The organism is Streptomyces sp. NPDC127084 (genome assembly GCF_042724175.1).
Lineage (GTDB): Bacteria > Actinomycetota > Actinomycetes > Streptomycetales > Streptomycetaceae > Streptomyces.
The window spans coordinates 45,761-60,751 of sequence record NZ_JBHXFA010000017.1 but is presented as its reverse complement, the minus strand read 5'-3'; the positions used below and the strand labels follow the sequence as shown (position 1 = coordinate 60,751).

Here is a 14,991-nt window from a genome sequence, read left to right as displayed (position 1 = left end):
GGGCCGCCCTCCCCCCCGCCCCTCCGGCCGGCGGCCCCCCGCGGGGGGCAGGCGCCCGCCCCGGGGTCGTCTCCCGCCCCCCCGGGGGCCTTCCCGGTCCGGCTCGTGACGAGGGCTACGGCAGATGCGCCGAGGCCCGCGCCTCGCGGCGGTTGTCGCGGAAGGTGTTCACCCGCCGCGCCGTCGCGAACAGCGGGATCGTCGCCGCCAGCACGATCTGCAGCGCACAGCCGGTCTGGAGCAGCAGCTGACCGCCCGGGGCGTCGAACGCCCACGCCGCCAGCAGCCCCATGGCTCCCACGATCCAGCTGAGCATCGCGACCGCCAGCGTGCCCCGCGGCTTCGGGTACTCGACCCGGCTCACCATCAGCCACGCGGTGCCGATGATCGCCAGCAGGGTCGGGATGAAGGGCAGCTCAAGCAGCACGATCGAGACCACGGTCAGCGCGCCGAAGGGGCTCGGCATGCCCTGGAACATGCCGTCCTTCAACGTGACGCACGAGAAGCGCGCCAGCCGAAGCACCACCGCCAGCAGCACCACGATCGCGGCCAGTGCCGAGACCTTCTGGTGGGCGTCGTCTGCGACCATGCCGTAGACCAGCACGAAGTACGCCGGCGCCAGCCCGAAGCTGATCAGGTCGGACAGGTTGTCCAGCTCGGCGCCCATCGGGGAGCTGCGCAGCTTGCGTGCCACGATCCCGTCGAAGAGGTCGAAGACCGCGGCGCACAGCATAAGGATCACGGCCGTCGCGGCGGAGTGCCGCGCCATGCCGCTCTCACCGCCGCCGACGAGATGCGGGATGAGGATTCCGGTGGTGGTGAAGTACACCGCCATGAATCCGCAGGTCGCGTTACCGAGCGTGAGCGTGTCCGCTATCGAGAGCCGCAGCGAGAGCGGCATCTCCTCCGCTTCGTCAGCGGCCCCGGAGGCAGAGCCGGACCCGGTCTCGAAGGCGTCAGCCTCCGGAACCCAGCCCGCCTGTGTGTCGGGATCAATCACGGTCAATGCGAGTCACCCCCGCGGTAGTGACCTGGCCGACCTCGACCCCGACCTCGACACCCTCCGGGAGGTAGATGTCGACACGGGAGCCGAAGCGGATCAGGCCGATACGGTCACCCTGCTCGACCTTGGTTCCCTGGGGGAGGTACGGGACGATACGGCGCGCCACCGCGCCGGCGATCTGGATCATCTCGATGTCACCGAGCTCGGTGTCGAAGTGCCAGACGACCCGCTCGTTGTTCTCGCTCTCTTTGTTGAAGGCGGGAACGAATCCACCGGGCACATGCTCGACGGACGTGACCGTTCCGGCGAGCGGGGCGCGGTTGACATGGACATTCAGCGGGCTCATGAAGATGGCGACGCGGGTCCGCCCGTCCTTCCACGGCATGATGCTCTGCACCACACCGTCGGCGGGGGAGATGACCCGGCCCTGGGCGATCTCGCGCTCGGGGTCGCGGAAGAACCACAGCATGCCCGCCGCGAGCGCGGTGGTGGGCACGGCGATGGCCGCGGCACGCTTCGACCGGCGCGCACGCACCAGGCTCAGGGCCGCGGTCGCGACGGTCGGCAGAAGCCACGGCGATGCTCCGCGCGCAATGCGTACGCCGAAGCGGCTGTCGCGAGGTGCAGAGGTTTGGCTGTGGGGCATGGATGACCTTCGTAGCGGATGATGCCGCGCTGGCAGAACATGGGACGGCAGCTGTCGGCGGCTTTCCGAAGATGGTATCGGTTGCGCACCGCGACTGGGCAAGCCGCGACCTGAGTCGGCGGCCGGAAGAATATGACTCGGTGTGATCTTCTTCGCGGCCGAACCGACTCAGAAGCGACATTCAGCCCTGGAGTCGGTACTCCTCGAGGAGCCGACGACCAATGATCATTTTCTGGATCTCGGCGGTACCCTCGCCGATCAGCAGCATCGGAGCCTCACGGTAGAGGCGCTCGATCTCGTACTCCTTGGAGAAGCCGTAGCCGCCGTGGATGCGGAAGGCGTCCTCGACGACTTCCTTGCAGTACTCGGAGGCGAGGTACTTCGCCATCCCTGCCTCCAGGTCGTTTCGCTCCCCGGAGTCCTTTTTGCGTGCTGCGTTGACCATCATGGCATGGGCCGCTTCGACCTTGGTAGCCATCTCGGCCAGCTTGAACTGGATGGCCTGGTGCTGGGCGATCGGCTTGCCGAAGGTGTTGCGCTGCTGGGCGTAGGAGACGCCGAGCTCGAAGGCGCGCTGAGCGACACCGCAGCCACGGGCGGCCACGTTGACCCGGCCGACCTCGACGCCGTCCATCATTTGGTAAAAACCGCGGCCGGTGGTGCCGCCGAGTACCCGATTGGCCGGAATGCGCAGGCCGTCCATGATGAGCTCGGTGGTGTCGACACCCTTGTAGCCCATCTTGTCGATCTTCCCGGGGATCGTGAGGCCGGGGCGGACCTCGCCGAAGCCGGGCTCCTTCTCGACCAGGAAGGTCGTCATCGACTTGTGCGGGGCGGTGCCCTCAGGGTGTCCTTCGTCACTCCGGACCAGAACGGCCACCAGCGTCGACGTGCCGCCGTTCGTCAGCCACATCTTCTGGCCGTTCAGGACGTACTCGTCGCCGTCCTTCACCGCCTTCGACGTGATCGCCGACACGTCCGAGCCGAGACCCGGCTCGGACATCGAGAACGCACCGCGCACCTCGCCGGCCGCCATCCGGGGCAGGAAGTGGTCCTTCTGCTCCTGTGTGCCGTGCTGCTTGAGCATGTACGCCACGATGAAGTGGGTGTTGATGATGCCCGAGACGGACATCCAGCCGCGGGCGATCTCCTCGACGCACAGCGCGTACGTGAGCAGGGACTCGCCCAGACCCCCGTACTCCTCCGGGATCATCAGACCGAAGAGTCCGAGCTCCTTGAGCCCGTCGACGATCTGCTGCGGGTACTCGTCCCGGTGCTCCAGCTCGGTCGCGACCGGAATGATCTCCTTGTCGACAAAGTCCCTGACCGTGCTCAGGATCTCCTGCTGGACATCGGTCAGACCGGCGGTCTGGGCGAGTCGGGCCATGGCTACTTCTCCGCCTTCTTCGTGGGCTCGATCAGCTCGGGGCGGCCGGGCTGCTCGCCGCCGCGCTCCTTGATGTACGTCTCGGTGGGGACCATCACCTTGCGGCGGAACACGCACACGAGGGTGCCGTCCTGCTTGTAGCCCTTGGTCTCGACGTACACGATGCCGCGGTCGTCCTTGGACTTCGACGGCCACTTGTCCAGCACGGTGGTCTCGCCGTAGATCGTGTCGCCGTGGAAGGTCGGCGCCACGTGCTTCAGCGACTCGATCTCCAGGTTGGCGATCGCCTTGCCGGAGATGTCCGGCACGGACATGCCGAGCAGCAGCGAGTAGATGTAGTTGCCCACGACGACGTTCTTGCCGAAGTCGGTCGTCTTCTCCGCATAGTTCGTGTCCATGTGGAGGGGGTGGTGGTTCATGGTGAGCAGACAGAAGAGATGGTCGTCGTACTCCGTGACCGTCTTCCCCGGCCAGTGCTTGTAGATCGCACCGACCTCGAACTCCTCGTATGTGCGTCCGAACTGCATGCCGCTCAGCCCTCCGGGATCTCGAACTTGGTGGTGCGCTGCATGCCGGCGGCACGGCCCTTGCCGGAGATGACCAGGGCCATCTTGCGGCTGGCCTCGTCGATCATCTCGTCGCCGAGCATCGCCGAGCCCTTCTTGCCGCCCGCCTCGGACGTGTAGTAGTCGTACGCGTCCAGAATCAGCTCGGCGTGGTCGTAGTCCTCCTGGGAGGGCGAGAAGATCTCGTTGGACGCCTCGACCTGGCCCGGGTGCAGCACCCACTTGCCGTCGAAGCCGAGCGCGGCGGCGCGCTGGGCGACCGCGCGGTAGCCGTCGATGTTGCGGATCTGGAGGTAGGGGCCGTCGATCGCCTGGAGGTTGTTGGCGCGGGCGGCCATCAGGATCTTCATCAGGATGTAGTGGTACGCGTCCGCCGGGTAGCCGGGCGGCTGCTCACCGACGACCAGGGACTTCATGTTGATGGACGCCATGAAGTCGGCCGGGCCGAAGATGATGGTCTCCACACGCGGCGAGGCCTGGGCGATCGCGTTGACGTTGTTGAGGCCCTGGGCGTTCTCGATCTGGGCCTCGATGCCGATCTTGCCGACCTCGAAGCCCATCGTCTTCTCGATCTGCGTCAGCAGCAGGTCCAGGGCGACGACCTGCTCGGCGCTCTGGACCTTCGGCAGCATGATGCAGTCGAGGTTCTGGCCCGCGCCCTCGACGACCGTCACGACATCGCGGTACGTCCAGTGGGTGGTCCAGTCGTTCACCCGCACGACACGCGTCTTGCCGGTCCAGTCACCCTCGTTCAGGAACTTCACGATGGTGTGCCGGGCCTCGGGCTTGGCCAGCGGCGCGCACGCGTCCTCCAGGTCGAGGAAGACCTGGTCGGCGGGCAGGCCCTGGGCCTTTTCCAGGAAGCGCGGGTTGGAGCCGGGCACGGCCAGGCAGGAGCGCCGGGGGCGGAGACGGTTGACCGGGTGCACTGGCGTGCTCATGCGGGGACCTCCAGGGGGTCGAGCTTGTTCGCTTTCCGGATCTCGTCGACGATACGTCCGATGATCTCCGTGATACCGAAGTCCTTCGGTGTGAAGACGGCGGCCACACCCGCACGCTTCAGATCCTCGGCGTCGCTGTTCGGGATGATGCCGCCCACGATCACCGGGATGTCGGACGCGCCGGCCTCGCGCAGGCGCCGCAGTACGTCGGGCACCAGCTCGGCGTGCGAGCCGGACAGGATCGACAGTCCCACGCAGTGCACGTCCTCCGCGAGCGCGGCGTTGACGATCTGCTCGGGAGTCAGCCGGATGCCCTGGTAGACCACCTCGAAGCCCGCGTCACGGGCGCGCACGGCGATCTGCTCGGCACCGTTGGAGTGGCCGTCCAGGCCCGGCTTGCCGACCAGCAGCCGCAGCCGTCCGGCGCCCATCTCGTCGGCGGTGCGGGACACCTTCTCGCGGACGATGGCCAGCGGTGTGCCCTCCTCGGCGGTAACCGCGACCGGCGCGGACGACACGCCCGTTGGGGCGCGGAACTCGCCGAAGACATCCCGCAGCGCCCAGGCCCACTCGCCGGTGGTGACGCCGGCGCGGGCGCACTCGACCGTGGCCGCCATCAGGTTGGTGTCGCCGGCCGCCGCGGCCTTCAGAGCCGCCAGGGCCTCCTGGGCGCGGTTCTCGTCGCGGTCGTCGCGCCATTCGTGGAGCTTGGCGACGACCCGCGCCTCGTTCGCCGGGTCGACCGTCATGATCGCGGTGTCGAGGTCCGAGGTCAGCGGGTTGGGCTCGGTGGTCTCGAAGATGTTGACCCCGACGATCTTCTCCTCGCCGCCCTCGATCCTGGCCCGCCGCTCGGCGTGCGAGGACACCAGCTGCGACTTGAGGTAGCCGGACTCGACGGCGGCCATCGCGCCGCCCATCTCCTGGATCCGGTCGATCTCCGCGAGCGACTCGGCGACCAGGGCGTCCACCTTGGCCTCGATGACATGCGAGCCCGCGAAGATGTCCTCGTACTCCAGCAGATCGCTCTCGTGCGCCAGCACCTGCTGGATACGCAGCGACCACTGCTGGTCCCAGGGCCTGGGCAGGCCCAGGGCCTCGTTCCACGCCGGAAGCTGTACGGCGCGGGCGCGGGCGTCCTTGGAGAGGGTCACGGCCAGCATCTCCAGCACGATGCGCTGGACGTTGTTCTCCGGCTGCGCCTCGGTCAGCCCGAGCGAGTTGACCTGGACGCCGTAGCGGAAGCGGCGCTGCTTGGGGTTCTCGATCCCGTAGCGCTCGCTGGTGACCTTCTCCCAGATGCGGCCGAAGGCGCGCATCTTGCACATCTCCTCGATGAAGCGGACGCCCGCGTTCACGAAGAAGGAGATACGGGCGACGACGTCACCGAACTTCTCCTGCGGCACCTGTCCGGAGTCGCGCACCGCGTCCAGCACGGCTATCGCGGTGGACATCGCGTACGCGATCTCCTGGACGGGTGTGGCTCCCGCCTCCTGGAGGTGGTAGCTGCAGATGTTGATCGGGTTCCACTTGGGGATGTTCGCCACCGTGTAGGTGATCATGTCGGTGGTCAGGCGCAGCGAGGGCCCGGGCGGGAAGACATGCGTACCGCGCGACAGGTACTCCTTGACGATGTCGTTCTGCGTCGTCCCCTGGAGCTTGGTGATGTCCGCACCCTGCTCCTCGGCGACCACCTGGTAGAGCGCCAGCAGCCACATGGCGGTGGCGTTGATGGTCATCGAGGTGTTCATCTGCTCCAGGGGGATGTCCTGGAACAGCCGCCGCATGTCTCCGAGGTGCGAGACCGGGACCCCGACCCGGCCGACCTCGCCGCGGGCGAGGATGTGGTCGGGGTCGTAGCCGGTCTGGGTCGGCAGGTCGAACGCGACCGACAGACCGGTCTGGCCCTTGGCCAGGTTGCGCCGGTACAGCTCGTTGGACGCCTCGGCCGTGGAGTGGCCGGCGTACGTCCGCATGAGCCACGGCCGGTCCTTCGGCTGCCGCCCGTTGGCGATCTGACGCTCTGTCATCTGATGGACCTCTGGCTCGCTCAGATGTTCCGGAAGCGGTTGATGGCGTCGAGGTGCTTGGCGCGCATCTCCTCGTCGCGAACGCCCAGGCCCTCCTCGGGGGCCAGGCACAGCACGCCGACCTTGCCCTGGTGCACGTTGCGGTGCACGTCGTGGGCGGCCTGGCCGGTCTCCTCCAGGGAGTAGACCTTGGAGAGGGTCGGGTGGATCTTGCCCTTGGCGATCAGGCGGTTGGCCTCCCACGCCTCGCGGTAGTTCGCGAAGTGCGAGCCGATGATCCGCTTCAGCGACATCCACAGGTAGCGGTTGTCGTACTCGTGCATGTAGCCCGAGGTCGAGGCGCAGGTGGTGATGGTGCCGCCCTTGCGGGTGACGTACACGGAGGCGCCGAAGGTCTCGCGGCCCGGGTGTTCGAAGACGATGTCGATGTCCTCGCCGCCGGTGAACTCACGGATGCGCTTGCCGAAGCGCTTCCACTCCTTCGGGTCCTGGGTGCGCTCGTCCTTCCAGAACTTGTAGCCCTCGGCGCTGCGGTCGATGATCGCCTCGGCGCCCATCGAACGGCAGATGTCAGCCTTCTGCTCGCTGGAGACGACACAGATCGGGTTGGCGCCGCCGGCCAGTGCGAACTGGGTGGCGTACGAGCCGAGGCCGCCGCTGGCGCCCCAGATCAGCACGTTGTCGCCCTGCTTCATGCCCGCGCCGTTCCGCGAGACGAGCTGGCGGTAGGCGGTGGAGTTCACCAGGCCCGGGGCCGCCGCCTCCTCCCAGCTGAGGTGCTTGGGCTTGGGCATCAGCTGGTTGGACTTCACCAGGGCGATCTCCGCGAGGCCGCCGAAGTTGGTCTCGAAGCCCCAGATGCGCTGCTCGGGGTCGAGCATCGTGTCGTTGTGGCCGTCCGAGGACTCCAGCTCGACGGAGAGGCAGTGCGCGACGACCTCGTCACCGGCGTTCCAGGCGTTGACGCCGGGGCCGGTGCGCAGCACGACGCCCGCGAGGTCGGAGCCGATGATGTGGTACGGCAGGTCGTGGCGCTTGGTGAGCTCGGAGAGGCGCCCGTAGCGCTCCAGGAAGCCGAAGGTCGACAGCGGCTCGAAGATCGAGGTCCACACCGAGTTGTAGTTCACGGAGCTGGCCATCACTGCGACGAGAGCCTCGCCGGGGCCGAGCTCGGGGAGCGGGACCTCGTCCAGGTGCAGGGACTTGCGCGGGTCCTTCTCGCGGGTGGTGAGGCCCGCGAACATCTCGGTCTCGTCCTTGTGCACGGTCACCGCTCGGTACGACTCGGGGAGCGGGAGTGCGGCGAAGTCGGCGGACGTGGTGTCCGGCGACTGGATCGCGTCCAGGATTTCCTTCACGGTGATGCCTCCAGGGGGTCCCCCCGGCGGGAGTCCGGGGGTGGAACGCTCAGGCGAACGCTGAGGTGGGAACGTCGGGACTAGCTGCTGTGGAGGTGTGCCGTCGGTTCGGCGGGGGTGGTGCTGGCGGCGCCTGGTGGGCGCGTGAGGTGCCTGTGACGCAGGCGTCCGGGCGCGCGAGCCGGGTGGCTTGCGGGGACAGCCGACGTACGACAGTTGTCTGCACGCCGGCCGCCCGGACAACATCAACGTATGGCACCCCGTGCCAGGCCGCAAGACACTGGGTGCCAAGAATTTCACTCGGATGCAATCTGTGGTCTACATATGAGCGATGATCGATCGAACGGGGGTCCTGAACAGCGAAAACGGCCGCCCAAGTGGGTGGCCGTCACCGTGTGCATTCGTAAAAACTCGTGGGGTAAACCCCGATGTATCCCGGTGTTTCCGGCCTTTTCGAAGCTCAGCGCTTCTTGAGCGCCTGTTCGATCGTGCGCATCACCTCGGGCAGCGGGGCGTCCGTACGCGCGAGTGCCACCAGCACCTCGCCACCCGCCGCCGTCCGCACCTGGGCCGCTGCCGCGGACGAACGCTCGGTGCCGGTGCCGGTGCCGGTGCCGGTGGCGGGGCTCGTGGCGGTGCTGCTGCCGGGGCTCGTACGACCCGCTCCGATGCCCGAACCGAAGGTCTCGCGGACGATGTCGAAGGCGTGGTCCAGCTGCGCCTCCACATCGCCCTGACCGCCCGCACGCAGCCAGCGGCGCAGCACATGGTTGTGCGCCGTGACGACGGCGGAGGCGGCCACCTCGGCCAGCAGCGGATCATCATTGCCCGTGTGATGGTCCCGCTCGTCGAAGTGCCCGAGCAGATACCGGGTGAACAGGCGCTCGTAGCGGGCCACCGAGGCGATCTCACGCTCCCGCAGCGTGGGCACCTCCCGCGTGAGGCGGTAGCGCTCCACGGAGACCGCCGGCGACGACGCGTACATCTTCATGACTTCCTTGATGCCGCGGCACACGGTGTCCAGCGGATGCTCATGCGGCGGTGCGGCGTTGAGCACCGCCTCGGCGCGCACCAAGGTGTCGTCATGGTCCGGGAAGATCGCCTCTTCCTTGGAGCGGAAATGCCGGAAGAAGGTCCGCCGCGCGACCCCGGCAGTCGCGGCGATCTCGTCGACCGTCGTCGCCTCGTACCCCTTCGTCGCGAACAATTCCATGGCCGCCGCGGCCAGTTCCCGTCGCATCTTGAGGCGCTGGGCGGCGGCGCGGCCGCCGGCGGCGCTTTCCGGGGCGTCGGGTGCGGAGGCGGCGGACCTGGAAGGCCGTCGGGGGGCGTCAGCGGGCTGGGACATGATCTGAACGTACTGCATCGGCTCAGGCGCCCGCTCCTGCGGGGACGAGCCGCCCGTGCCGTCGAGCAGCCCGCCCCAGCCCGTCCCCTGGGCCCGACCGGAATCAGCGCCGGGCATATTCGCGGAAGCCGCGACCCGTCTTGCGGCCCAGGCAGCCCGCGGCCACCAGGTGCTCCAGCAGCGGAGCGGGCGCCAGACCCGGGTCGCGGAACTCGCGGTGCAGCACCTTCTCGATGGCGAGCGAGACATCGAGGCCGACCACATCGAGCAGTTCGAAGGGACCCATCGGGTAGCCGCCGCCGAGCTTCATCGCGGTGTCGATGTCGTCCAGGGTCGCGTAGTGCTCCTGCACCATCTTGATCGCGTTGTTGAGGTACGGGAACAGCAGCGCGTTGACGATGAACCCCGCACGGTCACCGCAGTCCACCGGGTGCTTCCTGATCTTCGCGGTGACCTCGCGCACGGTGGCGTGAACATCGTCGGCGGTCAGCACGGTGCGGACGATCTCGACCAGCTTCATCGCCGGTGCCGGGTTGAAGAAGTGCATACCGATGACGTCCTGCGGGCGCGAGGTGGCGCGCGCACAGGCCACGACCGGCAGCGAGGAGGTGGTGGTGGCCAGCACCGCGCCCGGCTTGCAGATCTTGTCCAGTGTGGCGAACAGCTGCTGCTTGATCTCCAGGTCCTCGGCGACCGCCTCCAGCGCCAGATCGACATCGGCGAACGCGTCCAGCGAACCCGCAGGGGTGATCCGGGCCAGCGTCTCGTCCCGCACCTCGGCCGTCATCCGGCCCTTGTCGACGGAGCGCGAAAGCGACTTGGCGATACGGGCCTTGGCGGTCTCGGCCTTCTCCAGGCTGCGCGCGGCCAGCACGACGTCGTAGCCCGCCTTGGCGAAGACCTCGGCGATACCGCTGGCCATGGTGCCGGAGCCGGCCACGCCGACCGAGCTCACCGGGCGCCCGGCACCGTCCTGCGCGGTCTCCAGCGGGGTGAGCGCGTCCCGCACCACCGTGGCGCTGTCCGGGGCCTCGTAGCTGTAGAAGCCGCGGCCCGACTTGCGGCCCGTCAGGCCCGCCTCGCTGAGCTGCTTGAGGATGGGAGCCGGTGCGTGCAGCCGGTCGTGGGACTCGGCGTACATCGCGTCCAGGACGGTACGGGCCGTGTCGATGCCGATCAGGTCGAGCAGTGCCAGCGGGCCCATCGGCAGTCCGCAGCCCAGCTTCATCGCGGCGTCGATGTCCTCGCGGGAGGCGTACTTCGCCTCGTACATGGCGGCGGCCTGGTTGAGGTAGCCGAACAGCAGCCCGTCGGCGACGAAGCCGGGCCGGTCGCCGACGGCGACGGGCTCCTTGCCCAGGTCGCGGGCGAGCGCGGTGACCGCCTCGACGGCCTTCGGGGCGGTCAGCACCGAGGAGACCACCTCGACCAGCTTCATCGCCGGTGCCGGGTTGAAGAAGTGCAGGCCGAGGACCCGCTCGGGGTGGGCCGAGTCGGCGGCGAGCCGGGTGACGGACAGCGCGTTGGTGCCGGTGGCGAGGATGGTCTCCGGGCGGACGATCCCGTCCAGCTCGCGGAACACCTGCCGCTTGGTCTCGTAGTCCTCGTTGACGACCTCGATCACGAGGTCCGCGTCGGCAGCCGCCTGGAGGTCGGAGAAGGTACGGAAGCGCGCGAGGACGTTCCGGCGCTCTTCCTCGGTGATCCGCTCACGCTCCACCGCGCGGGCCGTGGCGGCCTCGAGCGTGGCGACCGCGTGGCGGGCGGCCGTGTCGCTGATGTCGATGCCGATGACCTCGCGGCCGGAGCGGGCCAGGATCTCGGCGATGCCGGTGCCCATGGTGCCGAGCCCGACGACGGCGATGGTCGAAAGGGAAGCGGGAGAAGAGAGAGGGGTGTCCATCACGGGACTCCAGAAATGAGTGACGACTGAGGGAGAGCGCGCGTGGGGTACGAACGCGAGAGGCGTGCGTGGACGCGCGGCGATGCGTGTCGTGGTGTCACCGCGGCGGACGCGGTGGAGGGAGACGGACCCTGTCCCGGGGCCACGCCGTACTGCCGAACCGACAACTCCCCGTGCCGTCCGGCACGGGATACCTCACGGTGGCTGCGTCACCAGGCCACCGGGAGTGGAACGGGGGGTACCCGCTCACCTGAGCTTAACTGGCGGGTAACGAGCGCGCCAGTCCCCGAACGGAGCAAACGGTTGTGATCTGCGCCGCTACCGGGTGCGGGGCGCGGCTGTGGCTGTGGCTGTCGCTAGGAGTGTGAGTGTGAGTGCGGGTGAGACGGCGGATCGAGTGCGTTCCCGCCCCGCGGCCGGGCCGGCGGGCCTACGCTGCCGGAATGGACCCCGCTGAGGACGCCGACCTCGCAGACCTGGCGCTGCGCACCCGGCACGAGCTGTCGGGGCCGGCCGACGAGGAACTGCATCATCGGCTGACCACCCCTGGCGCCACCGACGACCCCGACGAGCTGGCCGCCGTGCTCACCGAGCCCCAACGCCCCTTATGGGCACGCGAGATCGCGGCCTACCGGCTCGGCTGCGCAGGAGACCGACGCGCCTTCGAGTCGCTCATCCTGCTGCTCAACCACCGCGATCCGGAGCGCTGTGTCTGCTCCGCTCACGCCCTGTCCCGGCTGGGCGACCCGCGCACCGCCCCGGCCGCCGCCGCGCTCGCGACCAACGAACTGCGCGTCGCCTACGCCCTCGTACCCGTACGCCTGCTCGCCGCGCTGCGGGCGCCCGAGTCCGTTCCGGCGCTGATCACCGTGCTGAACCGGAGACTGGCCCCCGGCGACCCGCACTGGCGGGTGGCGCTCGCCTGCGTCGAGGGCCTGGGCGCGCTCGCGGACAAGCGTGCGCGCCCGGTCCTGGAGTCCGCCTGTGCGCACCCGCGCCTTTCCGCCGCCGCGGCCGCGGCGCTCGGGCGGCTTCGCTGAACCGTGCGCGGCTACCGGGCGCAGTCCGGGACGATCGCGAAGGCCTCGATCTCCATCAGCAACCGGGGATCGACCAGCGAGGCGACCTGTACGGCTGAGCTCGCCGGGAGCCGGTCGGGGTCGAGATGCAAATCCCGGGCCTCGCGTACCGCGGGGAGGTACGCCATGTCGGTCAGGAAGTACGTCAGCTTGACCACGTCCTCGAATCCGGCGCCGACCGCGGCGAGGCAGCGGCGCAGATTCCCGAAGACCTGCCGGGCCTGGGCGGCCGGGTCCCCCTCGCCGACCAGCTCCCCCTTGTCGTCCAGGGCGATCTGGCCGGACACGGCCACGAAACGGCCCGTCCCGGCGACCACGTGCGTGTAGGCGGTGGCGGGGAACACCCCTTCAGGGGCTGGAACATGCGTCAGTCGGCTCTCCATCACCCCATCCTGGCGCACGCCCCCCGACAGGCCGCGCGTCAGGTACCCGGGCCCGGGATTCCCAGAGCGAGCAGACCGTGCAGCGCACGGCCTGCCCCGTCCGTGCCCGCGGAGTCCGCTGTGGCGGACTCCGCGGCCGACGGCCGAGGCTCCGGTTCGGGCTTCGCCGCGCAGTAGGCGTCAGGTGTATCGCCCGGCGCGTCCGGTGGCACGAGCCCGGTGGCCAGGTAGTCCGTCAGGTGCTTGTCGAGGCAGGCGTTCCCGCTCAGGGTGATCCCGTGATTGCCACCGCCGCGCTCGACGATCAGCCGCGACCCGCGCAGCTTGCGGTGCATGGCCACAGCCCCCTCGTACGGCGTGGCCGCGTCGTCCGTCGCCTGGAACAGCAGCACCGCGGGCAGCGCCGTGTTCGCCACGTCCACCGGTGCGAGCGACGGGACGGACCAGTACGCACAGGGGGCGTTGTACCAGGCGTTGCTCCAGGTGAAGAACGGCGCCTTGGCGTGGACAGCCGTGTTGTCGACGCGCCAGGTGGGCCAGGACCGGGGCCATGGCGCGTCATGGCACTCCACCGCCGTGTAGACGGAGTAGCTGTTGTCGCCCTTGCTGTCCACCGCGCCCAGCACCTTGTAGGCGTCGAGCAGCGGCTGGGTCTGGCCCCGGAGCACGAATGCGGCGAAGGCCTTGGCGAGCTGCGGCCAGTACCCGTTGTAGTAGCCGCCCGGCAGGAAGGTGTCCTCCAGCTCGGCCGGACCGACCTTCCCGCCCGCGGGCGCCTCACGCAGCGCCTCACGCATCGCGTACCACGCCGCCTCGATCCCGGCCGGGTCAGTGCCCAGCCGGTAGGTGGCGTCATGCCTGGCCACCCAGGCGGCGAACGCTTTGTGGCGGGAGTCGAAAGCGGGGTCCTGGCCCAGGTTGTCCTCGTACCAGATGCCCTCCGGGTTCACCACGGAGTCGAGTACCGCGCGCCGTACCCGGTTCGGGAACTGCCTGGCGTAGACGGCGCCCAGATAGGTGCCGTACGAGTAGCCGAAGTAGCTGATCTGCCGGGCGCCCAGGGCGGCCCGGACGAGGTCCATGTCCTTCGCCGCGTTCACGGTGCTCATATGGGGGAGCAGATCCGGGTACTTCCGCGCGCACTCCCCGGCGAATGCCTCGGCCCTGGCGAGCTGCGCCGACTCCTCTTCGGCGGTACGCGGCACCGGGTCGGGGCGCACCGGGGTGAAGTGGCCCGGCTTGCAGGTGAGCGAAGGTGTGGAGGCACCCACGCCACGGGGATCGAAGCCGATGACGTCGTACTGGGCGGCGACCCTCGCCGGCAGCGAGGCCGCCACGAGCCCCGCCAGGTTGAGCCCGCTCGCTCCCGGGCCTCCCGGGTTGACCAGCAGCGGACCCTGGTAGGCGGTGTCCGTGTGGCGCACTCGCGAAAGCGCGATCGTGATCTTCCGGCCGTCCGGTCGCGCATGGTCGAGCGGCACCCGCACCTGGGAGCATTCGAGCCGCGGATACGCCTTCGTGGCGCAGCTTCGCCAGCTCAGCGCCGTCGTCTGCCGGGACTGCGGCTGGGGCTGCGGGCCGGCGCCCGTGGCCGCTGACGGCAGGGCCAGGGCCAGTGAGCTCACCACCGCTCCGGCGGCGAGCAGCGCTGAGATGTGTGCGGTGCGTCTGTCCATGGGGTCTCTCCTGGTGGCGGGCAGGAGGCTCGCCGTGAGCACCCGCCCCCTGCCGGAGGGTTCCCGCATCGCGGCGGCATCGGACGTGTCCCGCACCGACTTGACCCGTTTGACGCACGGAAGGGTCTCGTCGGCGGGAGAGGCGCGGGATTCAGAGCAGGCTGAGCTGGGTGCCGCCGGGCTCAGCCGGTGCCCCTGCCGCCAGGGCGGCCTCGTCCCGCGCCGGAATCCGCCGCGCGGTGCCACGCTGGGCCGGTCCGATGCCGAACTCGGTGGCCAGTTCGTGCACGTGGCGGGTGATCCGCCGCTGGTACCACGTGGGCGCGTACGCCCCCTCCGCGTACAGCCGCTCGTAACGCCGCACCAGATACGGATGCTCCCTGCTCAGCCAGGCCATGAACCACTCGCGCGCGCCCGGCCGGAGGTGCAGCACCAGCGGTGTCACGGAGGTCGCACCAGCTGCCGCGATGGCCCGCACGGTGGTCCGCAGATGGTCCGGATGGTCGCTCAGGAAGGGGATGACCGGCGCCATCAGCACCCCGCAGCCGATCCCGGGGGGGCCCCACGGGGGGGCCCCCCCCCCACACCCCCCCCCGCCGGGGGGCCCCGCGCCCCGTGGGGGGGGGTGGGGGGGGGGGGTGGTTGGACCCCCCGCCCCCCCGGATGAGACA

At 69.4% G+C, this 14,991-nt stretch carries 12 protein-coding genes and 1 pseudogene; 1 reads left to right on the top strand and 12 read right to left on the bottom strand.

Going from position 1 to position 14,991, the window contains the following annotated elements; translation table 11 throughout:
* Positions 1-115: 115 nt before the first annotated feature.
* The 9 genes from pssA to ACFWI9_RS06735 form a co-directional block, all read right to left on the bottom strand.
* A complete protein-coding gene (pssA, locus tag ACFWI9_RS06775) occupies positions 116-1,006 on the bottom strand; it encodes a CDP-diacylglycerol--serine O-phosphatidyltransferase (protein WP_387159440.1) in 891 nt (296 codons plus the stop codon).
* Entirely contained in the window at positions 993-1,649 is a 657-nt protein-coding gene (locus ACFWI9_RS06770) for a phosphatidylserine decarboxylase (RefSeq protein ID WP_387159439.1), read from the bottom strand. The genes pssA and ACFWI9_RS06770 overlap by 14 nt, the downstream gene beginning before the upstream one ends.
* Before the next feature lie 181 nt (positions 1,650-1,830).
* Positions 1,831-3,036, bottom strand: a complete 1,206-nt coding sequence (locus ACFWI9_RS06765; RefSeq protein WP_387159438.1) for an acyl-CoA dehydrogenase family protein — start codon at positions 3,034-3,036, stop codon at positions 1,831-1,833.
* Between the two features lie 2 nt (positions 3,037-3,038).
* A complete protein-coding gene (locus tag ACFWI9_RS06760; protein ID WP_387159437.1) occupies positions 3,039-3,563 on the bottom strand; it encodes a MaoC family dehydratase in 525 nt (174 codons plus the stop codon).
* A 5-nt stretch (positions 3,564-3,568) separates the two neighbouring features.
* Positions 3,569-4,543, bottom strand: coding sequence for an HpcH/HpaI aldolase/citrate lyase family protein (locus ACFWI9_RS06755; RefSeq protein ID WP_387159436.1), 975 nt, complete (start codon positions 4,541-4,543; stop codon positions 3,569-3,571).
* Positions 4,540-6,573, bottom strand: a complete 2,034-nt coding sequence (locus tag ACFWI9_RS06750) for a protein meaA (RefSeq protein ID WP_387159435.1) — start codon at positions 6,571-6,573, stop codon at positions 4,540-4,542. The genes ACFWI9_RS06755 and ACFWI9_RS06750 overlap by 4 nt, the downstream gene beginning before the upstream one ends.
* A gap of 20 nt (positions 6,574-6,593) precedes the next feature.
* Positions 6,594-7,931 (bottom strand): crotonyl-CoA carboxylase/reductase, encoded by a 1,338-nt coding sequence (ccrA, locus tag ACFWI9_RS06745; protein WP_387159434.1) that lies wholly within the window; start codon positions 7,929-7,931, stop codon positions 6,594-6,596.
* 460 nt (positions 7,932-8,391) lie between these two features.
* Positions 8,392-9,297 (bottom strand): TetR family transcriptional regulator, encoded by a 906-nt coding sequence (locus ACFWI9_RS06740; RefSeq protein ID WP_387159454.1) that lies wholly within the window; start codon positions 9,295-9,297, stop codon positions 8,392-8,394.
* Positions 9,298-9,382: 85 nt separating this feature from the next.
* Positions 9,383-11,182: a 3-hydroxyacyl-CoA dehydrogenase family protein gene (locus ACFWI9_RS06735; RefSeq protein WP_387159433.1), complete on the bottom strand. Its 1,800-nt coding sequence runs from the start codon at positions 11,180-11,182 to the stop codon at positions 9,383-9,385.
* A gap of 443 nt (positions 11,183-11,625) precedes the next feature.
* On the opposite strand from ACFWI9_RS06735, the gene ACFWI9_RS06730 reads away from it, so the two are divergent.
* A complete protein-coding gene (locus ACFWI9_RS06730) occupies positions 11,626-12,222 on the top strand; it encodes a HEAT repeat domain-containing protein (protein ID WP_387159432.1) in 597 nt (198 codons plus the stop codon).
* Positions 12,223-12,233: 11 nt separating this feature from the next.
* On the opposite strand, the gene ACFWI9_RS06725 is transcribed toward ACFWI9_RS06730, so the two are convergent.
* From ACFWI9_RS06725 to ACFWI9_RS06715, 3 genes and pseudogenes are all read right to left on the bottom strand, one after another.
* The gene (locus ACFWI9_RS06725) at positions 12,234-12,644 is read right to left on the bottom strand and encodes a RidA family protein (RefSeq protein WP_387159431.1); all 411 of its coding nucleotides are present in this window, start codon (positions 12,642-12,644) and stop codon (positions 12,234-12,236) included.
* 38 nt (positions 12,645-12,682) lie between these two features.
* Positions 12,683-14,320, bottom strand: coding sequence for an alpha/beta hydrolase (locus ACFWI9_RS06720; protein WP_387159430.1), 1,638 nt, complete (start codon positions 14,318-14,320; stop codon positions 12,683-12,685).
* Positions 14,321-14,471: 151 nt separating this feature from the next.
* Positions 14,472-14,991: pseudogene (locus ACFWI9_RS06715) on the bottom strand (hypothetical protein); the annotation flags it as partial.

Coding starts and splice junctions, on each gene's coding strand:
- ACFWI9_RS06760 (WP_387159437.1), bottom strand. CDS start 3,563: ATGCAGTTCGGACGCACATACGAGGAGTTCGAGGTCGGTGCGATCTAC.
- ACFWI9_RS06725 (WP_387159431.1), bottom strand. CDS start 12,644: ATGGAGAGCCGACTGACGCATGTTCCAGCCCCTGAAGGGGTGTTCCCC.
- ACFWI9_RS06770 (WP_387159439.1), bottom strand. CDS start 1,649: ATGCCCCACAGCCAAACCTCTGCACCTCGCGACAGCCGCTTCGGCGTA.
- ACFWI9_RS06730 (WP_387159432.1), top strand. CDS start 11,626: ATGGACCCCGCTGAGGACGCCGACCTCGCAGACCTGGCGCTGCGCACC.
- ACFWI9_RS06750 (WP_387159435.1), bottom strand. CDS start 6,573: ATGACAGAGCGTCAGATCGCCAACGGGCGGCAGCCGAAGGACCGGCCG.
- ACFWI9_RS06720 (WP_387159430.1), bottom strand. CDS start 14,320: ATGGACAGACGCACCGCACACATCTCAGCGCTGCTCGCCGCCGGAGCG.
- ACFWI9_RS06765 (WP_387159438.1), bottom strand. CDS start 3,036: ATGGCCCGACTCGCCCAGACCGCCGGTCTGACCGATGTCCAGCAGGAG.
- ACFWI9_RS06735 (WP_387159433.1), bottom strand. CDS start 11,182: ATGGACACCCCTCTCTCTTCTCCCGCTTCCCTTTCGACCATCGCCGTC.
- ACFWI9_RS06740 (WP_387159454.1), bottom strand. CDS start 9,297: ATGCAGTACGTTCAGATCATGTCCCAGCCCGCTGACGCCCCCCGACGG.
- ACFWI9_RS06755 (WP_387159436.1), bottom strand. CDS start 4,543: ATGAGCACGCCAGTGCACCCGGTCAACCGTCTCCGCCCCCGGCGCTCC.